The organism is uncultured Ruminococcus sp., assembly GCF_947301925.1.
Lineage (GTDB): Bacteria > Bacillota > Clostridia > Oscillospirales > Ruminococcaceae > Ruminococcus.
On the sequence record NZ_CAMYUE010000015.1, the window covers coordinates 30,375 to 55,402 of the forward strand.

Annotated in this window: 23 protein-coding genes and 1 pseudogene; 9 read left to right on the forward strand and 15 right to left on the reverse strand. The window is 48.1% G+C overall.

Annotated features, from left to right (window positions below; genetic code table 11):
- Nucleotides 1–46: 46 nt before the first annotated feature.
- The 10 genes from Q0Y65_RS13205 to Q0Y65_RS13250 all read right to left on the reverse strand — a co-directional run bounded on the left by Q0Y65_RS13205 (nucleotide 47) and on the right by Q0Y65_RS13250 (nucleotide 8,873).
- A complete protein-coding gene (locus tag Q0Y65_RS13205; protein ID WP_297960678.1) occupies nucleotides 47–964 on the reverse strand; it encodes a CorA family divalent cation transporter in 918 nt (305 codons plus the stop codon).
- 122 nt (nucleotides 965–1,086) lie between these two features.
- Nucleotides 1,087–2,010, reverse strand: a complete 924-nt coding sequence (locus Q0Y65_RS13210; RefSeq protein ID WP_297960681.1) for a DUF4846 domain-containing protein — start codon at nucleotides 2,008–2,010, stop codon at nucleotides 1,087–1,089.
- A 105-nt stretch (nucleotides 2,011–2,115) separates the two neighbouring features.
- Entirely contained in the window at nucleotides 2,116–2,916 is an 801-nt protein-coding gene (locus Q0Y65_RS13215) for an ABC transporter permease subunit (protein WP_297960684.1), read from the reverse strand.
- A 26-nt stretch (nucleotides 2,917–2,942) separates the two neighbouring features.
- Nucleotides 2,943–3,680, reverse strand: coding sequence for an ABC transporter permease (locus Q0Y65_RS13220; RefSeq protein WP_297960688.1), 738 nt, complete (start codon nucleotides 3,678–3,680; stop codon nucleotides 2,943–2,945).
- Nucleotides 3,673–4,401 carry an ABC transporter ATP-binding protein gene (locus Q0Y65_RS13225; protein ID WP_297960691.1) on the reverse strand — a complete coding sequence of 243 codons (729 nt, stop codon included), beginning with the start codon at nucleotides 4,399–4,401 and terminating at the stop codon, nucleotides 3,673–3,675. Before Q0Y65_RS13225 ends, Q0Y65_RS13220 begins: the two co-directional genes overlap by 8 nt.
- Nucleotides 4,398–5,576, reverse strand: coding sequence for a metalloprotease (locus Q0Y65_RS13230; protein ID WP_297960694.1), 1,179 nt, complete (start codon nucleotides 5,574–5,576; stop codon nucleotides 4,398–4,400). Before Q0Y65_RS13230 ends, Q0Y65_RS13225 begins: the two co-directional genes overlap by 4 nt.
- A gap of 19 nt (nucleotides 5,577–5,595) precedes the next feature.
- Nucleotides 5,596–6,921 (reverse strand): radical SAM/SPASM domain-containing protein, encoded by a 1,326-nt coding sequence (locus Q0Y65_RS13235; RefSeq protein WP_297960697.1) that lies wholly within the window; start codon nucleotides 6,919–6,921, stop codon nucleotides 5,596–5,598.
- A gap of 636 nt (nucleotides 6,922–7,557) precedes the next feature.
- Nucleotides 7,558–7,680 carry a hypothetical protein gene (locus tag Q0Y65_RS13240; protein ID WP_297960700.1) on the reverse strand — a complete coding sequence of 41 codons (123 nt, stop codon included), beginning with the start codon at nucleotides 7,678–7,680 and terminating at the stop codon, nucleotides 7,558–7,560.
- A 79-nt stretch (nucleotides 7,681–7,759) separates the two neighbouring features.
- Nucleotides 7,760–7,894, reverse strand: coding sequence for a hypothetical protein (locus Q0Y65_RS13245; RefSeq protein WP_297960703.1), 135 nt, complete (start codon nucleotides 7,892–7,894; stop codon nucleotides 7,760–7,762).
- Nucleotides 7,895–8,417: 523 nt separating this feature from the next.
- Nucleotides 8,418–8,873 (reverse strand): hypothetical protein, encoded by a 456-nt coding sequence (locus tag Q0Y65_RS13250; protein WP_297960705.1) that lies wholly within the window; start codon nucleotides 8,871–8,873, stop codon nucleotides 8,418–8,420.
- Nucleotides 8,874–9,318: 445 nt separating this feature from the next.
- Between Q0Y65_RS13250 and Q0Y65_RS13255 the strand changes: the two genes are divergently transcribed.
- The 4 genes from Q0Y65_RS13255 (at nucleotide 9,319) to Q0Y65_RS13270 (ending at nucleotide 13,327) form a co-directional block, all read left to right on the forward strand.
- On the forward strand, nucleotides 9,319–10,020 hold the full coding sequence (locus Q0Y65_RS13255; RefSeq protein ID WP_297960708.1) for a LytTR family DNA-binding domain-containing protein: 702 nt from the start codon (nucleotides 9,319–9,321) through the stop codon (nucleotides 10,018–10,020).
- Between the two features lie 12 nt (nucleotides 10,021–10,032).
- Nucleotides 10,033–11,334 (forward strand): sensor histidine kinase, encoded by a 1,302-nt coding sequence (locus Q0Y65_RS13260; protein ID WP_297960711.1) that lies wholly within the window; start codon nucleotides 10,033–10,035, stop codon nucleotides 11,332–11,334.
- 290 nt (nucleotides 11,335–11,624) lie between these two features.
- On the forward strand, nucleotides 11,625–12,689 hold the full coding sequence (locus Q0Y65_RS13265) for an iron-containing alcohol dehydrogenase family protein (protein ID WP_297960714.1): 1,065 nt from the start codon (nucleotides 11,625–11,627) through the stop codon (nucleotides 12,687–12,689).
- The gene (locus tag Q0Y65_RS13270) at nucleotides 12,686–13,327 is read left to right on the forward strand and encodes an HAD family hydrolase (protein WP_297960716.1); all 642 of its coding nucleotides are present in this window, start codon (nucleotides 12,686–12,688) and stop codon (nucleotides 13,325–13,327) included. The genes Q0Y65_RS13265 and Q0Y65_RS13270 overlap by 4 nt, the downstream gene beginning before the upstream one ends.
- A gap of 82 nt (nucleotides 13,328–13,409) precedes the next feature.
- On the opposite strand, the gene Q0Y65_RS13275 is transcribed toward Q0Y65_RS13270, so the two are convergent.
- The 5 genes from Q0Y65_RS13275 to Q0Y65_RS13295 all read right to left on the reverse strand — a co-directional run bounded on the left by Q0Y65_RS13275 (nucleotide 13,410) and on the right by Q0Y65_RS13295 (nucleotide 19,445).
- A complete protein-coding gene (locus Q0Y65_RS13275; protein WP_297960719.1) occupies nucleotides 13,410–15,134 on the reverse strand; it encodes a [Fe-Fe] hydrogenase large subunit C-terminal domain-containing protein in 1,725 nt (574 codons plus the stop codon).
- A gap of 42 nt (nucleotides 15,135–15,176) precedes the next feature.
- Nucleotides 15,177–16,277, reverse strand: coding sequence for a plectin (locus tag Q0Y65_RS13280; RefSeq protein WP_297960722.1), 1,101 nt, complete (start codon nucleotides 16,275–16,277; stop codon nucleotides 15,177–15,179).
- Nucleotides 16,278–16,447: 170 nt separating this feature from the next.
- The gene (locus Q0Y65_RS13285; RefSeq protein ID WP_297960726.1) at nucleotides 16,448–17,008 is read right to left on the reverse strand and encodes a hypothetical protein; all 561 of its coding nucleotides are present in this window, start codon (nucleotides 17,006–17,008) and stop codon (nucleotides 16,448–16,450) included.
- 128 nt (nucleotides 17,009–17,136) lie between these two features.
- A complete protein-coding gene (locus Q0Y65_RS13290) occupies nucleotides 17,137–18,339 on the reverse strand; it encodes a GGDEF domain-containing protein (protein WP_297960729.1) in 1,203 nt (400 codons plus the stop codon).
- Nucleotides 18,339–19,445, reverse strand: coding sequence for a substrate-binding domain-containing protein (locus Q0Y65_RS13295; protein ID WP_297960731.1), 1,107 nt, complete (start codon nucleotides 19,443–19,445; stop codon nucleotides 18,339–18,341). The genes Q0Y65_RS13290 and Q0Y65_RS13295 overlap by 1 nt, the downstream gene beginning before the upstream one ends.
- A gap of 509 nt (nucleotides 19,446–19,954) precedes the next feature.
- Here Q0Y65_RS13295 and Q0Y65_RS13300 point away from each other — a divergent pair.
- The 5 genes and pseudogenes from Q0Y65_RS13300 to Q0Y65_RS13320 all read left to right on the forward strand — a co-directional run.
- Nucleotides 19,955–20,998, forward strand: coding sequence for a leucine-rich repeat domain-containing protein (locus Q0Y65_RS13300; RefSeq protein WP_297960734.1), 1,044 nt, complete (start codon nucleotides 19,955–19,957; stop codon nucleotides 20,996–20,998).
- Between the two features lie 21 nt (nucleotides 20,999–21,019).
- Nucleotides 21,020–22,363 (forward strand): serine/threonine-protein kinase, encoded by a 1,344-nt coding sequence (locus tag Q0Y65_RS13305; RefSeq protein ID WP_297960737.1) that lies wholly within the window; start codon nucleotides 21,020–21,022, stop codon nucleotides 22,361–22,363.
- Nucleotides 22,364–22,407: 44 nt separating this feature from the next.
- Nucleotides 22,408–23,283, forward strand: a complete 876-nt coding sequence (locus Q0Y65_RS13310) for a VWA domain-containing protein (RefSeq protein ID WP_297960740.1) — start codon at nucleotides 22,408–22,410, stop codon at nucleotides 23,281–23,283.
- Between the two features lie 37 nt (nucleotides 23,284–23,320).
- Nucleotides 23,321–24,226: a PP2C family serine/threonine-protein phosphatase gene (locus Q0Y65_RS13315; RefSeq protein ID WP_297960743.1), complete on the forward strand. Its 906-nt coding sequence runs from the start codon at nucleotides 23,321–23,323 to the stop codon at nucleotides 24,224–24,226.
- Between the two features lie 48 nt (nucleotides 24,227–24,274).
- Nucleotides 24,275–25,028, forward strand: a pseudogene (locus Q0Y65_RS13320) (hypothetical protein); the annotation flags it as partial.

Sequence of the window (25,028 nt, forward strand, 5' to 3'; positions counted from 1 at the left end):
AGGTAATACAACAAATCGGGAACAGCTGAACTGTTCCCGATATTTTTTACAGCCACTTTTTCTTTTTGAAAAAGACAAGGCTGACGATCACAATTACAATGCTGACCGCGATAACGGCAGGATAAGCCCACTTGTATTCAAGCTCGGGCATATATCTGAAGTTCATGCCGTACCATCCTGCGATGAGGGTCAGCGGCATGAATATGGAAGTGATTATCGTCAGCAGAGCCATTATGCGGTTCTGCTTTATATCCAGCTGAGACTGGTAGAGGTCGCGTATCTGTATTGAAAAGTCGCGGAGTGAAGCGGTCATATCACGCAGTCTTGAAACACGCTGAGTAAACAGTCGGAAGTATCTTATGTTATCCTCGTTGAAGAAATCGTTCTCGTTTTCTTCGAGCTCCTCACCGAGGTCAATAAGCTGCTCATAATGGGTGCGCAGATCTCTGAGATCGCTCCTTATACGGCTGACTCTCTGGGAAGGATCCTTTTCCTCACCGTCAAGGATATTGGACTCTACAGTGTCAAGTTCCTTATCCACACGTTCAAGGATTATCCGGTCACGGGCAACTATCTGTTCGAGAAAGTCGTATATGAAACGTTCAAGGCTTGGCATAGTCCAGCGCTTGGAGCTTACGATATTGCCGATAATTTTGTCCACAAAGCCGCTGTCGTCAATAAAGACAATGCCCTTTTCGTCGAGAGCAAAGGCAAAATTGGTATTGGGAGCAGAAATACTGTTCCTGTCGGGGATAGAAAAGGTTCCCGTCAGGGAATCGTAGTTTACCTCCGCCTTTGTGGAATGTATAGCGGAAAGGTCTATGTCCATTTCGATACCCATATCGAACTTGTCCCTGCTCTCCAGCCATTCCACGGACGTAAGCACCGCAACGAACTGACCGCTTTTGCCTTTGAAGTCCAGCTTTTTCGCCTTTTCAAGCGTGTTTTTTATATAGTAATACATAGCTTTGCTCCTGTTATTCAAGATACTTCATTATAACACTGTATTGCAGAGATTGCAATATACAAAACAGTTCCTGCCGCAGTTAACGGACGGGAGCTTTCTTTTTGTATGGTTACGGAGCTTCAGAAGCCCTCCTTCCAGCGGCGGATATCCTCCTTTTTAAATCCGAATGTGCCGATCACAAATGAGTCCTTTTCAAGCTCCTCCTGTGTGAACCAGGGAGTGACCTCACTGCCCTCGGTCCTTGATAATATATGGAAGCACACCGCAGGGATAAAGCTCTGTCCGAAAAGATAGCATTTTTCACCCTTTTCATTTACTGCCTCGTCAACTACCATGACCACATGGGTATCGTTGCAGACGATATCTCCCACACGGAGCTCTTTTGCAGGAATGACCTCCGATTCCTTCTGAAGCGAAAGAGTGCCTGCATAACGCATTACCTCCTTGAGGTAGTTCATGTACTGCTGATGGCTGTCATCGGGAAGCGCCGCAGGTATCTCGCAGGAGATGTTTGCAAGAACCAGCATTCTTTTTCCCCTGCGCCAGCGGTCGTAGCTGCACTCGTCGCCGTTGGAGAACATGAATGATATCCTGTCAAGCTGGCCTGTCTCATAGAAATAATCGCTGTAAAGCCTTATTACGCTGTCTGCGCACTGCTGATAGCCCTCGTCTCCCAGACTGATGTCAAATACAGCGGCTGCATTTGAGTAATCCATAGCGGAGCCGTCATAAACAGGCAGCTTTATATCATCGGGAAGCAGCGGATATTTCCGCAGATACTCACTGAAGCTGCCCTCTGCGGCAGGGACACGTTCAAAGCCTTCGGGCGGAACTATCCTTGTCTCAAGAGACGTGCCCGCAGGCTCTACACAGCTTATGTCATAGAATCTGCCGGCAGGCTCCACAGTGAGCTCTGCGGCCTTCCATTTCGGGTTTGTGCGGATATAGACAGCGGTCAGCAACGCCGCAGTAAATATCAGCAGAAGCAGTATCCGTATGAGGCGCCCCCTGCCCTTCGGCTTTTCGGCTCCATTCTTTTTCATAGCTGTTTCCCCCTTCGCAAAAATCTGTTCTTTTCAGATTGTAACACGAAAAGGTGGTCATGTCAACAGAAAAGCGCCCCGCAGGCTGCGGAGCGCTCTCCTTTTTTATTCATAATACTCGTATCTGGAGGATATAAGTATCATTGCAGCTATACCTACAGCCACATATACCGCCGATACCGCGCAGCCCGTCAGGAGCTGATGATTGATGGCAGGTACATTGTCCGAGAATACAGACAGCGAGCCGATAGGTGAGAAGCGGCTGGTACCGGTAAGAGTATCCAGAACGCCCATAATGAACGTGAATACTATGCCGACAGCCATGATGATCTTTGAGCTTATCTTTATCTGCGATAAGAGCGCGATGAATACCGTTATTGCAAATGCGGGAACAACTGCCAGCAGCGTCATGCCCACTACCTCAAGGACAGTATCCATCGAAGCAGGTGCGCCGAAGAATATGGTTCCCACCACAAGTGAGAGCACAAGATTGAAGATGACCGTCATGAATATGGAGCATACCATGAATATGAGCTTGCCGAGTATAACAGTGTTTCTTTCAACGCCTGTGAGTATGGTGAACTTCATATTTCCGCTCTCTCTGTCATCGGAGAATACATTGACTGCTGTGATGACGATGAAGATAAGGAAGAATGAGAAGAAGCTCTTGTATATAAAGTCTGTCAGGAAAAGCTTCGAGAACTCAGCTCCGTCCATTGATCTGAGGGTGTCCTTCAGAGCCTCGGAGTAGGTCTGGGACTTGGGAAGCTCGTTTACCGTAATGTCCACCATGTCCTTGTATGCCGTTACGCCCAGCAGACACAGGCCGATGATGAGAAGGAACTCGAATATGAATATCTTTCCCTTGAAGAATTTCCTGAATTCGTTTTTAACTATCTTAGTCATATTATTACCGCCTTTCTATCATGTCCTCAGCTCCATATGTCCTTTTTTCTGAAAAAGACCATACCCGCAAGGTAAAGGATCACTGCATATGCCGCAAGCACCGCATAGGCCTCGGGCTTTTCGATGCCGAAATGGGACAGCGGACTGCAGCTGAGAAAATGTGTTGGTGACAGGAACGATTTTGTGCCTACGCTGTCAAACGCTATGGACAGCAGGAGCACTACTATCCCGCAGGCAAAGCTTTTCTGGAAATCGCCCAGAAAGATCGATGCCAGCACTGTGATTATGGTTATCGGTATGAGACCTGCTGCGGAAAGCAGATACATCTTCGCCATATCGGCTATTTCCTTTCCGCTTACCTGATCTGCTCCGTTTTTCAGTATGCTCACTGCGGAGAGCACCGCGAATGAGAGCACGGAAACTGCTGCGCACATTATCAGCAGGAAAAGACACTTGCTGATGTAGAACTGCGTCTTTGAGCATTTGCAGAGCATGAAGGTCTTTGTCATGCCGTTGGCATACTCGCTGCCCCATACAGAGGCTGCAAGCAGTATCATAAGCAGGGGGATAAAGAACTTGGGTATCACAAAGGTCGCATTGTAGATCATGAAATCCGTATACGACGCTTCCTTTATGCCGAAGCCCTTGGCGCTGAGCTCTATTGCAGATATTCCCAGACATATAAGCGTTACCACTGCAAAGCCTGCAAGGAACATACGGGAATTGTGCATTTTCCTGAATTCTATCTTTAACAGTTTAACCAATTTTATCAATCCCTAACGCTTTGATATAGTACTCTTCAAGAGTATTACAGCCTGCTTCGCTTACAAGCTTGTCAACAGGGCCGTAGGAAACTATCCTTCCCTTGTTAATGATTATGACTTTGTTGCACATTGCTGCGATCTCTCCCAGGATATGAGAGCAGATTATGAAGGTCACGTTCTGGGTCTCGGCAAGCTTCATGATGATCTGTCTGATCTCGATGATACCTACGGGATCAAGGCCGTTGGTGGGCTCGTCGAGAATTATGATCTCGGGCTTGTTGAGGAAGGCTCTTGCGATGCCGAGACGCTGCTTCATGCCCAGAGAGTATTTCTTTACCTTCTTGTTCTTGTCGTCCGTCAGGTGTACCAGTGCAAGGACCTCCTCGATCCTTGCCTTGTCTATGCCGTAAAGATCGGCGTAGAGCTCCAGGTTCTGATAGCCTGTCATATATCCGTAGAAGGCGGGAGCCTCTACCATGGCGCCTACCTTTGAAAGCGCCTCTGCTCTCGAATCAACTATGTTGTATCCGCAGAGCTCTACCTTGCCCTTGGTGGGCTTTACCAGTCCCAGCATCATCTTGATGGTGGTACTCTTGCCTGCACCGTTGGGGCCCAGGAAGCCAAGGATGTCTCCTTTGGCTACCGAAAAGCTTATATCATTGATGATATCTACCTTATTTATGGTCTTGCATAAATTCTTTACTTCGATTATATTATTCATATGCTTTCCCTCCTGATCTTCCTTGCTCTTACGAGCTTGACTGTGATTATCAGTGCTATGAGGAGCACATAATGCTTTACGCTCCAGAATGCACTTCCTATCCCGTTATCGAGGTTCTTCGCGAAGATACCCGCCATTGCCATTATTTCCTTCAGGAAGATATATCCCATAGCTATCACGCTGAGAAGGAAATAGAGCAGCTGTCCGGGCGTCATCTGAACGCTCTTGTTTCTTATACTGTTTCTTATTGAAGCAAACGACCTGCTCCTGAGATTGGGTATCTTGAGAAGGGTCGCCAGTACAAAATAACCATCAAGCGGCATCAACGGACAAAGATTTACTACGATGAATACCAGATTAACGTACCATAAATAATTCATTGCACTTACTGCAAATTCAGAAGCTCCGTTCTGATTGAGTATGATCGCCGAGATAAAGCCCGTACACAGGAGAAGGGCGTTCACCGTTACTCCTGCCAGCCATACGCTTATGCGTTCTCTCGGCCTGATCGTGTACAGTCCCGGAAGCTTTATATATACTATGGGACTGACATACAGATAAAGTGATACCGATATCTTCTGCGGGACTATCCCGTATTTCGACGCCGTTATGCCATGAGCGAATTCGTGCAGCATTATGCTTACGCCCATTATGAGCACTATGGTGATGATATTGCGCACATAGTGCCCCTCAAAGCCCAGCAGGCTCACCGACGAGACATATCTGCTGTTTACTGCTCCGAACACCACGGTGAATATCACAGCTGCCGCTGTCAGCAGGGCTGTGGGGAAGGCCAGATGAGACATGGCTCTGAAAAACGATCTCAGTCCCGTGATCCCGGTCTCAAACAGCTTGAGTCCGAGTGTCTCAAACTCGCTCCTTGACGGTGCGGACACATCCTTCTCCGCCAGAAGTCCTGCCTTTTCCAGTACGGAATACAGGTCCTCCGCGTTGATATTCGCACCCGTTTCCTTCTTTACCGTCTGTTCGATCTCCTCATACGAATGATTGCCGTCCATAAGGTCTATAGCCTGCATAACAGTATTCTTCTTGCTTTCATCCACCTCGATGAAGCGGTCCCTGCTGATGCTGCCTATAGCGAACTTATTCTCCTTGTTCTTATACTCATACAGAAGATAGGGACGGATATCATTAACAACACATGGCATTCCCATTGTCGTCCTCCTTACTGATCTATACCATATCCGAAAGCCTTATCAGTACCTTTTCCGTAAGCTTTTTCTGCATCTCACACTCCTCGTCGGGAGTATAATCTATATCGTTGCTGTTGAAGTAATTTGTACCCAGACAGCCCGAGCAGACTCTGTTGTTGAAACAGTTCTTGCATTTTTCGTATTTGTACTTGCTGAAGCTTTTCAGTTTCTTCTTCATCTCTGTGAACATGGGGTTCTCAAATACGGGAACGGGATCGAAGATATTGCCCATCCTGAATTCATCCACATCCGTGAACATGAAGCAGGGATATACGTCTCCCCTGCATGATACGGAGTAATTAGATATGCCCGCCTCGCAGAGATACTTGTTTGATTTGCGCGTTTTGAGCGACTTGATGATCCTGCTGAGATATGTGAAGGAATAATCCTTGTCATTCTCGCTCTTTTCCCTGAAGGCCTCGTCTACAGCGTCATTGAAGGAATCCCTGTTCTGAAGCTTGTAATCAACGCTCTCATCTCCCGAAACAGGTACAATATGTACATTGGGGATCCTGAGATCGTCCTTCAGGTATTTGATAGTATCTATAACTGAATAATTGTTTTCCGTATGCCTTGCGTTGTAGGTTACCTCCGCTGCCATAGGCGATACAGAGAACTGATTATATTTTTCTATATTATTGAGTATCCTTCCGAAGGATCCGTCTCCGTTCTTGTATACTCTCATGCTGTCATGTATCGGCTTGGGTCCGTCGATACTGAAGGTTATTGAGATATTGTACTTGCTGATGGTCTCTGCAAGCGCGTCGGAATAGATCGTTCCGTTGGATATTGTACCGAACTGGGGAAGCATCTCTATCTTTCCCGACTCATACAGCTCGGTTATATACTGACAGGCGAATCTGATAACAGGCTCGTTGAGCAGCGGCTCGCCGCCGAAGAACTGTATCACCTTGATCGCCTTGTACCTGCTGTAAAACAGGTCTATTGCCGCCTTTGCGGTCTCTTTGCTCATAAGACATTCCGATGAGGAATAATTTCCTCCCTCGGCATAGCAATACTTACAGTTGAGATTGCACTTGTTTGTTACATTGAGGACGAGTCTGTACAGTGTATCTGTTTTCTCTCCCGTAACGTCCTCTACGGGGTCTTCGCTGAGTATCCTGCATATATTATCATATGCTTCAGCCTTCATCTTATACTTTTCAAGTATCTCGCATCTCGGAACGCCGTCAAGTATATCGTTGACGACCTTTTTTATAGACTTGCTGACATTGTAGAACTTGAGTGACTCGCACAAAAACATTACGCAGGTGTCTTCCGACTTGTCAATAAAGTGTACTTTCATAGCTTTTTACCATTTCAAGTGTGAATGAAGCGCGTCATCTCAGAGATGCCTTTGCGGCATCTCCAAAACAACACTCTACTTAACTAATTAGCCGATACAACCGATTCCCCAGCAGCCGCCGCCGCAGATGATACCGAATGCAGGTGCTTCTGTCTCCTCGAGGATCTCGATCTCCTCGACTCTGACTTCATTCATCTTGAATTCCATCTTAAAGGATCTCCTTTCAATAATTTTGATAACCCGTTATAAGGGATATGGACAGGGTGTTATGCTGCCTCATCAGAATGCGCAGCCGATTCCCCAGCAGCCACCGCCGCAGATGATACCGAATGCAGGTGCTTCTGTCTCCTCGAGGATCTCGATCTCCTCGACTCTGACTTCATTCATCTTGAATTCCATCTTACAGGTTCTCCTTTCATTAAGAATGATATGGTTAAAAAAGCTTTAAATGTAATATGCTTTCCGCATCATCAGAATGCGCATCCGATTCCCCAGCAGCCACCGCCGCAGATGATACCGAATGCAGGAGCCTCTGTCTCCTCAAGTATCTCGATGTCGTTTACCTTGACTTCGTTCATCTTGAATTCCATGGTCTTTTCCTCCTTTCATCATTACTTTACCTGATCCGAAAGGAGCTTAGAATGGGTTGCACCACATTCCGAAACAGCCCGCTCCGCAGAAGAATCCCCACATCGGAGCTTCTGTCTCTTCAAGGATATCGACGTCATCTACATTGACTTCGTTTATCTTGAATTCCATATTCTCTCTCCTTTCATCAAGTTTTCACCTGATATGAAAGGCGCTTCAGAGCATCTCGTCTCTGATCCTGTCAGATTTTTCAGTCTATTCCCCAGCATCCTGCGCCGCAGAAAAAACCGAACCCGGGTGCTTCTGTTTCTTCGAGGACGTCTACCTCCTCAATCTTTACGTCTTCGATCTCATCGATCTTAACTTCTTCGATCTCAAAATCCATGTATAGTCCCCTCCTTTCATCAGGTTTTGTGTTCCGGTTCTAAGATCTGTTTCAGCTTACGTCCGCATCATCAGAATGCACATCCGATTCCCCAGCAGCCGCCGCCGCAGAAGATTCCGAATGCAGGAGCCTCTGTCTCCTCAAGGATATCGATGTCGTTTACCTTGACTTCGTTCATCTTGAATTCCATGTTATTTTTCCTCCTTTCACTTAGTATTTTTTGTGTCGGTCCCGAGTGTTTTTTGTTCTCTCTGAACCTTACAAGCATATATTACCATCATGTGCCGTTCAATACAACCCAAAAGGAGTAAACGGGAAATTTTTAAGAGTGAGCAAACGAAAAAATGCTTTTTCGGCTATTTTACGTTATCTGTATCCGAGGGGGCTTTTCAGCCATACCTCAGCTCCCGCCAAAGGCCTGTGACCGGAAACGTTATCCCGCCATACTCTCTGCCCGGCATAACAAGAAAAAAGACCTCCGGCGGCTCGCTGCCGCTGAGGTCCCTTCCCTTTATATTATTCCTTAAAGTGTGTTGCCGTTTATACCTATGTAGATATCTATTATACAGTCGTGCTCGTTGTCCGAGCGGATTATCCTGTAGTACGGACAGGTTATGGCTTCGTAGGAATTATTGCTTATATACTTCCGTAGCATATCGCTTGAATCGGTTATAAAGGATATCTCTCCCTCATGTCTCAGCGACACCGCGTTTATCAGCTTGAAAACAGGCTTGAGAGTGTATTCGTCGCCTGCGGTGAATTCACCCTCAATGGGTATCAGTATCTCTGCGGATATCTTCTTTTCGGAAGTGTCGTCATCAGTGATCCTGAATATGAATTTGTTGTTGGACTTTATATTGAGAACACTGAGACTGTCGCGCATATGTTTTATAAACTCGGGGATATCCTTCAGACGCAGTTCGGTCTTGTACGATAAAAGATTATGTAATATCAGCGACTGGTTTTCAATTATCTGCATATCCTTTGCCTCCTTTGATATGTGATAACGAAAAAATTTTTTCGTAGGATAATAACGTGTATACGTTATTTTATGGAAACGCCGCACATATAAATGTGCGGGTCTGCCTCTGTATGTAATTGTCGGCTATTGACAAAAGAGATATTAAATGATAAAATAATAATGTATGTTTTGCAACAATTGTTTTTAGTTTTATCACAATCTCATATCGTTACCCCTTATATAACGATTATCTGCCATTGAAGAGCCACTCCAGAAAATTGCCCATTTTTCTTCCTCCTTTCGGTTCGTGTTCTTTACTATGTGCTTATTATAGCAACGTATCCCGCGGCCAACAACAAAAAAGGAGTGAGCGGGCGTTTTTCGGGAGTAAACAGACCAAAAGATCACGCAAAAAACTTACGAAAGGAGATAATACGGCTATATACCGTATTATAGCTGAACTATGAAAGTTGCTATCTGTGATGACAAGATTCAATTCCACAAAATGCTCAAAGAACATCTCGACAAATATTCCATGCAGCGCCACGTTGACCTTGATTACTACGACTACACCTCGGGCCGTGACCTGCTCGCAAGCAACATTAAGCATGACATAATCTTTATGGACTACCAGATGGACGGACTTGACGGTCTCGAGACCTCCGACCAGCTCAGGAAGAAGAACATAGATATCCCCATAGTCTTTCTGACAAGCTATCCTCATGTGGTGTTCGACGCCTTCAAGGTAAACGCCTTCCGCTTCCTTGTCAAGCCAATAGATATGGAAAAGCTCACCGATACCATGGACAGCTTCCTCCACGACCTTGATGACAGCAATTATATACTGGTAAAGACAGATGAGGCAAACAAGAGGATAAACATCAAGGATATCGTATATGTGGAGGCCTCGGGCAAATACTGCTATATAAGAGACAACGAAGACAGCGTGCTGTATAAGGGCACTCTGGCGGAGATAGAGGAGAAGCTGCCGCAGGATATGTTCTTCCGCTCACACAGGACCTATCTGGTGGGCTTCAGGCATATAACCTCCCATACCTCCACAAGTATACTCTTCGATAACAACGAACGCGCCCTCATAAGCAAAATGAAGCTGACAGCTTTCAAAAAAGCCTTCACAGACTTCATCAAGCGCTATACTTTCTGACGGGTAAACGATATGCAGATACTTTGTGTTGCGGCAAACATCATTCTGAATTATATCATCACCGAGGTAATAACCATCACCACGGGACATCAGAGAAAATGCGGAAAGCTGCTGACCTTCATCATACTGCTCGTTCCCGCGCTTTCACTGCCACTTATGGACGTAAAGACTCTGTCAGCCTTCTTCATCACCCGTCTTCTGCTGGTCATACTATCTATATTCGGAAAGTTTATTGCCTATTCCATCATATTCGGAAAATTCAGGCTGAATATCATGTATGTCTGTCTGCTCTCGCTAATAACCAGCCAGACCTACTCTACCATATTTGCACAGTTCATCAAAAATGACAGTCTGCTCTCCATAGTCGCTTTCATATTTGAAGCCGCACTGCTTCTGGCATTTGTGATACTGATAAGAAGAAGGAACTCCGCACCTGCTGTAAGACAGGAGCTGAGCTCCATACCAAAGCTCCAGTACGCAGGGATACTTCTCCTTGCCTATCTTATAAATATATTCATCTGGGCGTCTCTCGATTCCCGTCATCAGACTATGGCGCGTATCCTAATGATACCTACCATGCTGGGTCTCATAGCGGTGCTCATATCCATCATGACCACAACCATTTCCGCTCATAAGCAGAGGACCATTTCCGCTCTGCTGTCGGAGCAGATGGATAATCAGGTGGAATACTACCGCAAGATCAATCTGCTCTATTCCGACTTCAGAGCCTTCAGACACGATTTCAAGAACCATCTGCTCTGCCTGAGAAGTCTCATATCCGAAAACGAGAACGAAAAAGCAATGGAGTATATCAACGATATCGAGGAGCTTTCAATAAAGCACAAGAATAAATTCGATACGGGAAATATCATCATCGACTCTCTGCTCACGGATAAGGACGAAAAGGCACAGGAAACAGGCGCAAGGATAGTATTCAACGGCTATGCCCCTACAATGGGCATAAAGAACTCGGACTGCGCCGTTGTCTTCTCAAACGCGCTGGATAACGCCATCGAGGCCTGCTCAAAGGACACCGAGGGCAGAGAGAAAGTCATAACCATAGATTCGGATTTCAGACAGGGCTATTTCTTTGTCAGGATCTCAAACCCTATGTTCAGCGCAGTCAGCTTCAAGGGTAAGAATCAGCTCGTTACCTCAAAAACAGATAAGTCGCTCCACGGCTTCGGAGTTGCCAATATCATCAATACCGTTCAGAAATACGACGGTAATGTGGATATCAGTACGGACAACGACGTTTTCTGTCTCGATATCACTATCCACCTCCGCAACGAACTGAAAAACCCCGAACAATAAAAAAACACAGTCTGTAACTGTGGTGCTTATATAGAAGTTATGCGTAATTATCGGGGACAAACCTTTCTGAGGAAAGGTTCTCCTCTGACGGAGGCGCGTCCCCTCTGTCACTTCGTGACATCTCCCCGCACTGCGGGGAGTCACCCCGAACCCCTTTTCCAAAGACTTTATAGCTGATTTTTTCTATAACAGAGCCCCCTTGTAATTTTACAAGAGGGCAGTTTTTTATAGGATATCCGTATTGATAATCCCTGCGGATTATGGTATAATACAATAACAGAGGTGATATTATGAACAGGCAAACAAGCTTTGATCTGCCAATATGTCTGGCTGTGGAGGAGGACGCCTTCTTCCACTCCGACGAGATAGTAAGAAGATATCTCCCCGAAATTATGGGTCAGAAGACAATTATCATATCAGAGGAATTCCTCATAGGCATCTACAAGGACAAGATAACCGATATCAGCCGCGATTTCGGCAATGCGGAGATATACGCCATGGGCAGCGCAAGCTTCGATGAAGCCGTTGCCATTGCAAAGAAGGTCTGCGTTGAGGACATAAAGATAATCATAGGCATAGGCGGCGGACGAGTCCTCGATACCGCCAAATACGCCGCTCATATCAGCAAGACGGTATATATATGTATGCCCACCTCACTGAGCAACGACTCCCTTGCCTCCCCCTTCTCCGTGCTGGAGACCTACGGAAAGGCCCGCAAGACCATTGAGTGCAAGATACCCACAGCCATTATCGTGGATACGAACATGATAATAAACGCGCCCGTGGGACAGACTCTCTCGGGTATAGGCGATACCATCGCAAAGCATACGGCTCTCTACGACTGGAAGCTCTCGGCGGCAAGGACCAATACCCGCGTTGACGACTTCGCCTACGCCCTCAGCCGTATGAGCTACGACTCGGTGTATCACTGCGACGAAAAGAATATGCAGAGCCGCGTATTCATAAGGATACTGTCAAGAGCTCTCGTTATGGGCGGCCTTGCCATGGAGATAGCAGGCTCCTCACGGCCCTGCAGCGGCAGCGAGCACCTCTTTGCACACGCCATCGAGGAATACTACCCCGATGTAAAGATATCCCACGGTATCGCAGTTGCTCTGGGCAGCATACCCGCCTGCATATTCCAGGGACAGGACCCCGGAGGAATGCTGGACTTTTTCAAGACCTACGGCCTGGACGTCAACCCCGTTTCATACGGCATAACCGAGGATATGTTCGCCGATATCTGGGAAAAGGCACGCACTGTCAGAGCAGGCAGGATAACGGTACTTGACGACATAAAGCACGACAGAGTGCAGCTTGGAGAAATATACAGCAGAATGGTGGAGGGAATATGAAAGAAGGCCTTATATTCGATATGGACGGCACTCTCTGGGACTCCTCGGAGAATGTAGCCCTGTCATGGACGGAAAAGATAAGGGAGCTGGGACTGGACCGCGCCGATATCACAAAGCAGGACGTAATGAGCGTAATGGGTCTCACCATGGACAGGATAGCCGATATCCTCTTTGCGGACTATCCGAAAAAGAAGCGCATGGAGATACTTGACCTGTGCTGCCAGCATGAAAACGACTATCTCCGCAGACACGGCGGAGTTCTCTACCCCGACCTGGAGCGGACTCTTATCTGCCTCGGCAAAAAATATCATCTGTATATAGTCAGCAACTGCCAGAGCGGCTACATAGAAGCCTTTCTGGAGCACTACGGCTTTGAACGGTATTTCGACGATATCGAGTGCTACGGCAACAACCTCAAGGGCAAGGGGGATAATATAGCTCTTGTGGTGGAGAGAAACGGCCTTGACAGAGCATGGTACGTCGGCGATATACAGGGAGACTGCGACGCCGCTGAACAGGCAGGCATCAGCTTTATACACGCGGCCTACGGCTTCGGCAGCATAGACCATGCCGTCCCCGAGCTGAAATGGCTCAGCGATCTCCCGAATCTTATGGAGAATATTACAGATAAAAAATAATATTTACATGGAACGGTAACTCCCTGTAAATGACTGAGTACTCAGAAAAAAAGCCCCGATACTTACTGTATCGGGGCTGCTTTTATTCGTCCTTATCCTCTTTTTTCCCGTCGTCAGACTTTTCTTCCTTGTTGTCTGTCTTGCCGAGAACTCCGTTTATCTCGCCCACAAGGGCAATGATATCGTTTATGGACTTGTTTATGGTCTCTGAGCTCTCGTTTGTCCTGCTGACATTATCATCAAGGGCGCTGAAAGCCGAGATAGTGGTCTCAAGTATAGATATGAGCTGTGAAACGCTGTCGGCGTCCATAGTTGAGTTGTCATTACAGAAGGTAACGACATTCTCAAGAAGATCCTTTACCACTGCGGCTCTCTCGCTGGTAGCCGTGGTGGACTCGCCGATGTTCTGCATATTCTCGTTGATCTTTGCAACGTTCTCCTTCAGCTTGTCGGAGAGCTCAAGACATTCTGCGGTTATCTCGTCAAGCTGCTCGTTCTGCCTGTTGAGTGCGGAGTGTCTCGCAAGGAGCACCGACTTTGCGTGAACGATACAGTTATCGGGAGTATTGAGGCCTCTGTAGATAGCGATAGCCATATCCTTGCAGGTATCGTATCCGCAGGCGTGACAGTCGTACTTTCTGTCCTCCTCGGTGTGCATACCCATCTTCTTGAATATGGGATCCAGCTGTGCAACGCTGGGTATGGGAGTGGGCATGGAGGGCTTGTAATTTCTGAGAAAATCTGCCACTCTCAGCTCGTCGTCGAACTTCTTGAAGAGCCTGTCGTCGCCTCTGCCCATGATACCCGTGGACTTGCGGCGGCCCTTGGCCTCGTTCTCTATAGCACGCATGGTTGTCATAACGTCGAAGCCTGTCTGCTTTGTACCTGAAGCAGGGCCTATATTACAGCCGTACTCACATGAGAGCACGTCGAATACCTTGGGGTGCTTTGACTCGGGCATCTTGCTGTACAGCTCTATCTCTCCGAACACCTTGTGGACACCCTCGGAGTTGGTGATGTTCATATCAGGATCGTTGAGCCACAGATTGTCCCTGAGTCCGCCGGGACGGGAGTATATTGATCCCATCTGTCCCTGGAGCTCGTCGAACTTGTACTCATATTCATCAGATGTATCTATGGGTATGTTGATATCGTTCCTGTCGAAGTACTCAAGGAGCTTCTTGATAGTAACGTTATAGTCAAAGAGCTCTGTATCCTTTGCCTCGTTTGCCGCTGCTATACAGGGCGAGATGTAGGCTATGGGATTGTTTCTTCTCAGATACTTCTTTATGTATATGGCGCTGCAGGCAGCGGGGCTGTGTATGGGCGACAGGTTCTGGAGGAGCTTGGGCTGGTATATCTCCACATACTTTACGATAGCGGGACACTGCTGTGAGATGATATTGCCTATCTTGTCCTGATCCAGCGTCCTGAGATGAGCCCATGTACATATATCCGCACCGAAGGAGGCGTCGAATATGGTACATCCCTGCTTCTTGAACCAGTCCAGAACGCCCTTCCACTTGGTGGGAAGAATGGTCTTTATGGCAGGTGAAGCCATGATAATTATTTTTTCCTTGATTATATCTGCGATGCACTCGTCCGTATCGTCGATATAGTCTCTTGCCCCGTGATTGCACTTCTTTACGCACTCACCGCAGGCGATACATTTATCGTGATTTACCATAGTGATAAATCTTCCGTCCTCGAGCTGCTTGGTCATATTGGCCTCGGGCGCGGGACATTCTCTTACACAGGCGTTACAGCCAACGCACTTTTCGGGTTTTACAATGATAAGTTCACTCATACTATAATAACTCCTTACCGCATTTCAAAAAGTGTTCCCCAATTATTTCTTTCCAATGGAATTAGCCTTAGCCGCAAGGGCAGCGAGATCTATCTTTCCGCCCTTTTTCTCGCCCTCGGCAGGCTTTTCCTCTGTTCCCTGCTGCTTTCCGTCATCTGCGGGAGCAGTTTTTTCTTCTTCAGCTGTATCCTTATCGGAGTCGCTTTTTTTACTCCCGATGGACTCTGCCATCTGTCTGAGCTTATCCAGTTCCTCCTGCTTTCTGCGTCTTTCCTCCTCGTTTTTGGAGTCCTCACGCATTTTCTCGGAAAGAGTAACGGGCTTTTCGGGGAGCTCGGGCTCGAACACCTGAGGAGCCTTGAATACAGGTACTCCGCCGGTTTTAAGGGTATTCTCGGTATCGCCGAGGAGTTCCCTGGCTCTGGCAAGTCTCTCTATGCCCTCGTCGCGGAGAGTCTCGAAGGCGTTTGCCATGAATTCCACCTGTTTTTTCAGTACGTCCACGTCCTCAAGAGCGGCAGCTCTGAGGTTATTTGAGGCTACGTCCATCTGCTCTGTTTTGTTCTTGGCTTCCGCGATCATTTCAGCGGCGCTCTTTTCAGCCTCATATATTATCTGCTCAGCCTCAACGTTAGCGTCTGAGACTATATCCTCTGCCAGCTTCTTTGATTTGAATTCTATCTCGGCAGCCTTTGCCTTTGCGGTGCCCTCCAGCATAGCCGAGGACTTCTGCGCCTCTATGAAAACATTGCTGAGAGCCATGGCCTCGTCCTGAGCCATAAGTGCCGCGCACTTTGACTCGGCAGCCTTCAGCTTGTCCTTCAGCTCGGCGATCTCGGCTTTAAGATCCTTGAGCTCCTGTGCCAGATTGCTGTTCTCGTCGTCTGTAGCCTTCAGCTTCAGATTGAGGGTGTTGTTCTGGACCTGGACCTGTGTGAGCTTTGCTCTCTCCTCCGAAAGCACTGATTCCAGCGCCTTTTCCTGATCCGATCCCTTTTTGTAAGCTTCCAGAAGGAGCTTTGACTCCCTGAGCTCGTTTCTGAGGTCGTGCACCTGTGTATTGAGAAATTCCATTCTCTTTACCACGGATTCCTTTTCATATCCGCCGAAGGTAACTGTCTTGATAAATCTTGCCTCAGCCATAACTATATCCTCCTTGCAACACCCGATCACGGGGGCCTCACGGGAGGCTCCTCCGCACGCACTTATCGAGTATGATATAAAATAATTATACACCATATCGGCAATATAGTCAATAAAAAAACTGCACAAAAAACAAGGCGGTTTTATGTAAACCGCCCAATGGATATGCTTTACCAGTCGTTCTCGCTGTCCTTTATCAGCTTCTGCACCTCCGAGTTGTTATACAGTCCCAGATCGAAGAGCCTGTCCGCCTGTCTCCTGGTGATAGATCCCTTTTCGGTATACACGAACTGGCCGTGATGCTCGCGGGTGCCGTCCCAGGAGTCCATTACCTGGAGCCAGCCGTTCCTGTCCAGCGTCCTCTCGGGAAAACGCGAGCCCGGATAGAACTTCCGTGCTATCATCTGCGCACACTTGTTATGGTTGGTGAAGGCGCAGGAATAGGTATCCCCGTCGGGAGATATCCACCCCAGCTTGAACCCGGGGTCGTTGAGCTTGTACATCTCCTCCAGCTCCAGCGGGTACTCCTTGTCGGACTCGATGACCTTCTTGAAGCCCCTTTCGTCAGGCCTGAAGTGATAATAGCCGCCCCTGCCGTCAAATACCACAGGCAGCTGTTCCTCGGTGATTATTTCCTCGAAGCCTGTTCCCTCGAGAGCCTCTGCGGAATCCGCATATCTGTAGCAGTAATCTCCCGTAGGAGAGCTGTAGACCGCATATTTTTTCACCATGGACACCTGCCTTTCATTATTCAGTATGTATATTCTATCACTTTTCATACTCTCTGTCAATATAAAATCACCATATCAGGGCAAAAAAAGACCGGCTGCCATTTCTGACAGCCGTTCTGTAAGCGATCTTACATATTCATTACTGTATTGATCATGTTACCGCCGTTCATCTTAACGCTTCTCAGAGCTGTATCAAGCTTGACAAGCAGTGAGTTTACGTTGAGGCAGTCGCCGGGCAGGTAGTGGTAAACAGCGCCCGAGCAGGGAAGCTGCACCGCAAGGTTGAGCACCTCGTAGGGGCTGCTCATTACGCGCTGGATATTCTGCGCGATACCCATTGCCTGGCTCTCGGAGATATTTGAATTGAATACGAAGCAGAACTCGTTGCCTGTGATATTGTAGATCTCGGCAACCTCGCTGAACTCCTCCTTGAGCTTTTCAGCTACGGAAGCGAGGTACTCGTCGCCGAAGTCATAGCCGTAGGTATCGTTGATGCTTCTGAAGTTATCCATATCGAATACCGCGATATTGAATCTGCCTGATTCCAGTCTGTCTGTTATGTCGCTGTCGAGAGCGTAACGGTTCTTCATACCTGTAAGAACGTTCATAACAGCAAGGTCGCTGGCCTTCTGACGTGTAGCCTTCAGCTTTGCGTCTACCTCTGCCAGGTTCTTCTCTCGCTCCTCCAGCTCCAGTCGAGCCTTCTTTGCTCTCCTTGCGAAGAGCCATACTGCGATCTCACCGAGGATAGCAACGATCATCATTGCTGTCATGAGACCGAAGGCCATCTTTGTATTCTGCTTGCTCATTCGTTCGGTATCAACGTTAACAACGTCGATGGTAGCAACGAGCATTTCCGAAGCGGTGGTCTGGAGAGGATAGATATCCTGCTTCAGGATATAATTCATCTTTTCCTCATCGCCGACAGATTCTGTTCCGAGGCTGTCAAGCTTTTCTTTATAAGCCGTAATAAGAGCCTTAGCGTAATTATATCTGTTCTTTACATCTTCCGAAAGGCCGTCAATGGACTCGAACTGATGCTCTGAAGCAACGATATTTCCGTATCTCTTATTGGTATCGCCCATGACTATTCCCATTTCATCAGGGCTTATGAGTCCTGCCGCGATACTGAGAGTATCCATATTGATGGACGTGAGCTCATCGTTTATTCTGTTAAGGGCATTCATGGCTCTTCCCGTTTTTCTGGATACCTCCTGGTTGCCCCAGTAGATCTTTTCAACGAGGAAGGTGTTGATAATATAGATTATAGCGATAAGGATACCCGCAAATATATATGCGCCCGATCCTTTTGACTTTTTATTCTTTGCCATTAGCCCTCACCTCCATTTGCGATTTCTCCGGCCTTATCGGGATAGAGCATGAGCTGAACATAGTCGTTGGAAATATTATCAGCGTCAACGAACAAAGCACCCGTTTCCAGTCTTGTGGGAAGATTTTCGCCTGCGATAGCTTTCTTTGCGAATCTTACGCCGACATATCCTATCATGTAAGGATTCTGTATTACTGTTCCGTCAAGGACGTGGGTCTTGATGTAGCCCAGCTCCTCTGCATCGGAGTTGAAACCTATAACGAGAATATCATCCTGAAGATCCATGCTGCTTACAGCATCACAGATACCGAGGGTAGTATTTGTATTGGTTCCGTACATTACGGAGATCTCTCCCTGATGAGCCTCGAGTATCTTCAGAGCTTCTTCCTTTGCCTTGTCACGCTTAGCGCACTGAGCTCCGAGGATTATGCTCTTCTTATATGCCTCTACCTGAGCGCTTTTTGTCTTTTCAGCATTGTTCTCTTTGGCATTCATATTAACTATGCCATCCTCAGCCAGACTGGTAAAGGTATTGATAAAGCCTGAAATACGATCTTCTGCCGTTGCCGCTGTATGACCGATGATAGCAACGTTCTTGAGTCCCTTCAGCTCGGGATCATCCTTTTCAAGCAGTTTTACAGCACTTCTTGCAGCCAATGAACCGCTTTCGGTGTCGGAGCAGCGCACCAGAGTCAATGCGTCATTGTATTCTGCTCTCGAGTTGATATAAACGATCTTGATACCGCTGTCCTCTGCTCTTTTCAGAGCGTCATTGAGTTCTGTCTTTCCGTTGGGAGCGATAACGATGGCCTTTGCCTTTTCCTTGATAGCCTTCTGGATATCATCTCCCTGTGTCGAATAGTCGTTATCGCCGCTGGCAACACTGTAAACGACATTATAGCCAAGCTCCTTGCCTGCGTCCTCAGCGCCCTTCTTTACATCGTCCCAGAAGCTGAGCTGCTGCTTGCCGATAACATAGATGGTGCCGTCTTCGTCAGCGTTGGGATTGCCGCTCTTGCTGCCGCATCCGCTCGAAAGGAGCATGAACGCAGACAGAGTGCAGGCAGTGAACGCCTTGAAAACACCTCTTCTGTTTTTCTTGTTCATAACACTGAACCTCCTTATGATCAATTAAGCCTGTTCTACCGCAGGATACCTGCCGCGACCCTTTATGCTGATAATGTTCCTGAATGTCTTAGCTTGCGGTAACACCCCTGTCAGGCTACACATTGATATCCATACTCCATTTTATCACATTTCTGACTTAATTTCAACTGTATTTTGCAAATCCGTTCTTGCCGCCCTGTACAAAAAAATCAAAAATTTTATATGCAATTTAATCAATTTTATACCTAAAGTTGTTTTGCTTCATTTATTTACAGTATTAAGACGCGCCCGGAGGGAATGATAATATTTCAAGCCGATATTACGCAGGGTAAAAGCATTTTCAATATTGCACAAACAACCGTCTCCATTTTTGTAAAAGATAATTCAAATTTTGTCCGCAAAGCCCTTTTTGCTTGACATTAAAATGGAAAAGTGCTATACTATTCGTGATAACAATATAAAAACGCATTTTATTGCGCTGCTATATTTTTATGTCAGGAGGAGAGACCATGCAATGCGAGAAATGCAACGCACAACTTGACCCGAAGCTTACTGCCTGCCCCGAATGCGGTGCTCCTGTCCCGCAGAATATCGAAGGCTTTGAGAATACAATGGAATTCCAGAGAGAGCTAAGGTCTATCGTAGTCAATTACGGCCCCCGCGCTGTTATGAATAAAGACAGATTCATCGGACTTCTCAGCGACCATATCCCCGATTACGACAAGGAACGCCGCTTACTTATTAATATGTACCGCACGGGCATCCTGAAGATCCTCCTCGGAGATAAGAACCGCGAGATAGCTGTCATGAAGGCAAAGAGCTATATGCTCGGCGATCTGTTCCTTGCGGAAAACGCTTCGGAATTCGTCATCGCCTGCTATACATACCTGCTGGGCTGGCCCTACGAGTCACATCTGAAGGTCCTCCCCGAAGATGAAAACGGCTCTGAAAAGAAGGAGACCGAAACCAAAAAGAAACCCGTGGATATCAACGAGATGGTATTTACTCCCCGTAATGCCTTCAAATACAGGCTCAGCGGAAATATCACCATCCCCGACGGATATACAAAGCTTGACGCCTTCTGCTTCGACAGATTCGGCTCCCTCAGAACCATCAAGCTCCCATCTTCACTGCTTGCCATCGGTGAATACGCATTCTCCTCGTGCAAGCGCCTGAGAGGTCTGGAGCTCCCCGAGGGTCTGAGGATAATCAAGCAGGGCGCATTCAGCCAGTGCGCGAACCTGGTCGTGGTAAAGATACCCGACGGCGTGCTGGAGATCGAGGACAGTACATTCTCTTTCTGTACAAGCCTCGAAGTCATCGAGATACCGCCAAGCGTCAGCAGCATCGGCGCGGAAGCCTTCTCGGGCTGTGAAAAGCTCAGGAAGCTCTACCTCCCCGAGAGCATTAAGTTCATCGACGCCAACGCATTCTCGTATTGCCCCAATCTTACTATATACTGCATCGAAAACTCATACGTTCATAAATACTGTCTGGCCACCGGAATAAGATACGCCCTCGTGACCTCGGCTGAAGAATATGAGCTTGACTAACAGCGGAAAGGATGAGATCATATGATAGAGCTTGAAATAGGTCAGGAGGTCGAGATGGAATTCGGCGGCAAGGCCAAAGTCCTCAGCGTCATCGGCAGCGGCGGTCAGGGTATCGTTTACCTGGTACGCTTCAACGGCCAGAAATGGGCGCTGAAATGGTACGACATCAATAAGATGGCAAAGCCGGCCGCATTCCGCAAAAATCTCCAGAATAACATAAATGACGGCCCCCCCAGCAATAAGTTCCTCTGGCCGAAATACCTCACCAAGGAGGCAGAGGACGGTACATTCGGATATATCATGGAGCTCAAGCCCGAGGGCTTCGATTCCTTCGTGGATATCCTCAATACCTACAAGCTGGAGATCGACCCGCTTACGGGACGTGCGGTAAAGCGCCCCGTAAAATTCAACACCCTCAGCGCTATGGTCACCTGCGTCATCAATATCGTAAACGCATTCAGACAGCTCCACCGTGCAGGCAAGAGCTATCAGGACCTTAACGACGGAGGCTTCTTCATCAACGTGAACACAGGCGCCGTTCTTGTCTGCGACTGTGATAACATCGCCCCCGACGGAAGCAACTTCGGTATCGGCGGCAAACCGGGATATATGGCTCCCGAGATCGTCAGAGGCATCGCTCAGCCGAATGTCCAGACGGATAAGTATTCCCTCGCAGTAGTGCTCTTCAAGCTCCTCTTCAGAGGCGACCCCATGGAGGGAGAAAAGGTGGTCCGCGATGTATGCCTTACAGAATCCTCAGAGCTGAAGCACTACGGCCAGAACGCCGTTTTCGTATATGACCCCAACGACGATTCAAACCGTCCCGTAAGAGGCATACACGACAATATCATCAAGTTCTGGAGGATATACCCCGATTATATAAAGGACGCCTTCATACGCTCCTTCACAACAGGTATCACCGATCCCACAAAGCGTATAATAGAGAATGAATGGCAGAAGCTGTTCATCCGCCTCAGGTCGGAGATAATACAGTGCGGCTGCGGAAGGACAAACTTCAGTTCGATGTTCATCCATCAGAACGAAAAGACCTTCAAGTGCCCCAAGTGCGGTATGGAATTCGTTACCATCGGATTCAGCAACCGCGATTACCGTACTCCCCTGTACCTCGGCTGCAAGTTCTATACCTGCGAGATAAGCCCCGAATCCGATGACTTCACAGCCATCGCCGGCGAGCTGGTAGAGAATAAGCTGAAGCCCGGCGTACTGGGTATCAAGAACTGCTCAGACAGGCAGTGGAAGGCTAAGATGCCCGACGGAGTATTCTACGACATCGCCCCGGGAAAGGGCTTCCCCGTATGGCAGGGGCTCGAGATCGATTTCGGCGAAGTGAAAGCTAAGATCTGAACTGCTTTCCCAAAGCAGTATTACTGAAAGGATGTATGTAAATTATGAGCAATGAACATGTTACAGAACCGGAAGTGAACGAAAACCTGAACGTTTCTCCTCTGGACGACTTCGATACAGCAGAAACAGTTTCTCCCGCTCCCGTATCCGACGATAGTATTCTTGACTTCGATGACGATCCCCTCAGCGCAACAAGCGTTTCAAAGAAAAGCCTTGTTATCTTCTTCCTGATCGATACGTCAGGCTCAATGAAGGGCAAGAAAATGGGCGAGCTCAATACCGTTATGGAGGAGCTTATCCCCGAGATACGCCGCGTCGGCGAGGCAGATACCGAGGTCAAGGTGGCCGTCCTCACCTTCTCTACAGAGGTAAGATGGATGTACTCCACACCTATCCCGATAGAAGAATTCGAGTGGGCAAGACTCCGTGCAAGCGGCGTTACAAGCATGGGCGCTGCATTCAAGGAGCTCAATCACAGAATGTCAAGAAACAGCTTCCTGAATTCGCCCTCTCTCTCTTTCGCCCCCGTTATATTCCTTATGACCGACGGTTATCCCTCGGACGACTATAAGGAGGGACTCAGAGAGCTCCAGACCAACAGCTGGTATAAGTTCGGCCTCAAGGCCGCTCTCGGTATCGGTCAGGAGGCAAACGACAATATCCTTGCCGAGTTCACAGGCTCCAAGGATACAGTCGTTCACGCTTATTCAGGCGGACAGCTGGCTCAGATGATAAAGATAATCGCTGTTACATCTTCACAGATCGGAAGCAAGAGTATGACTCTCTCCGACGATACCACTCACGAGCTGGGTGAGGAGGATGTTTTCGCAGCTAAACAGAAGCTTCTCGGTCAGCAGATCCAGGAGCTGGTAAGCACCCAGACCGACGGAGATGACGTCCCCTTCGATACAGGCTGGTAATAATATCGCAATATTTCGTTAGGAGGACTGAATAATCATGTTTAACGGCTTCAGCCATTCGGTCATGGGCGCAAGCCATGAAAAGACCAATCTGGTTTGTCAGGACAGCTCTGCTTTCAAGGTGGGCGACCACTACGCTGTCGCTGTAGTTGCCGACGGCCACGGAAGCAAAAAGCACTTCAGGAGCCACCTGGGCTCAAAGTTCGCTGTTGAGGCCACCATAGAAGCCATCGACAGGTTCTACGAGGACCGCGAGGCGCTGGAGGCCAACCTTCCCGCCAACCATAAGCTCATTATCAAAAATATCGAGAAGCAGATAATCTCAAACTGGAATAAGAAGGTCGAAAAGCATCTGGCTGAAAATCCCGTTACCGATGAGGAGAAAAGTAAATTCACCCCCGAGGAGTTTGAGGCTATCCCTCCCGAGTCGTATTACGGCTCTACCCTCGTTGCAGGTATATCGGGTGATAACTATACCTTCGGCGTACAGATCGGCGACGGAAGCCTTGTGGCGCTTTTTGAGGACGGAAGGGCTGTAATGCCCATGGAATACAACGAGTCCGCCCCCGCCAATGTCACGGCTTCGGTCTGCAACTCAAATGCAGCCTCTTTGTTCAGCAGCTTCTACGCTCCCAACAGGAAGCTCATAGCTCTGTACGGCTCTACCGACGGCCTCTATACCTCATTCGGAAGCGAGCACGACTTCCTCGATTATCATACCATAATCACAAGTCAGCTCGTTAATATCGATACCTTCAAGGAGATAATATGCAATAACCTCACCAAGAGGTCGCGCTTCGGTACAGAGGACGATATCTCGCTCTCATGTATCTATAACGAGAACCTCCTGAAGGACAGGATCGACCTTGTGAATAAAAGGGTCACAGAAAACAAGAAGGCAGCCGCCGACAGAAAAGCGGCTATGCTCGAAAAGAACGTCTGATCCCAAAACGCATAAGCGTTTAATAAATTAAGAAAAGTGGTGTTTGTTATGGAAATAGGTTCTCTCTACAACACAGCCAAGAATTTCGCGGAAACAGTAAAACACAGCAGGCCCGAGCTTGCGTCGTATGACGCTTGTCTCTGCCTTATCGTCGCCGATTCGGGCGATATCTATTCGGGAGTTTCCACGGTATCCATCAATGAGGGTACTGTAGAGGAGGTCCCCGCGGAAAGGATAGCGGTCATGTCCGCTATTACCGCAAAGCACGTCATCGCTAAGCAGATGATCGTTATCTCACTTGATGATTACAGCTACTTTAAACCCGAGGACGAGGCTATCTCACTGCTTGTGAATTCAAGCGTGGACAACAGCAGCTGTCAGGTGGTGCTCTCCCCCGAGGAGGCAGTTTCCGCAGCAAGTCTCGCTCCCGCTTCGGCAGCTCCCGACTTCCTCAGCGGCTACGATGAGGCTCCCGAGCAGCTTGGCGCTCCCGCCGAGTTCGCAAGCGGCTTCGATGTTGACGCTGCAAACCCATTCAATAATGAGGACGCAGGCAAGGCCGACTCGCTCAATTCGCTCTATGAGCATCCCGAGGAGGCACAGCAGATGGGCGCCAGCGGTTTCCCGAACCTCTACGCTCAGCAGCCTCAGCAGGGCTATCCCCAGCAGCAGGGCTTCCCTCAGCAGCAGGGTTATCCCCAGCAGCCACAGGGCTTCCCCCAGCAGCAGGGCTATCCTCAGCAGCAAGGCTTCCCTCAGCAGCAGGGCTATCCTCAGCAGCAGGGCTTCCCTCAGCAGCAGG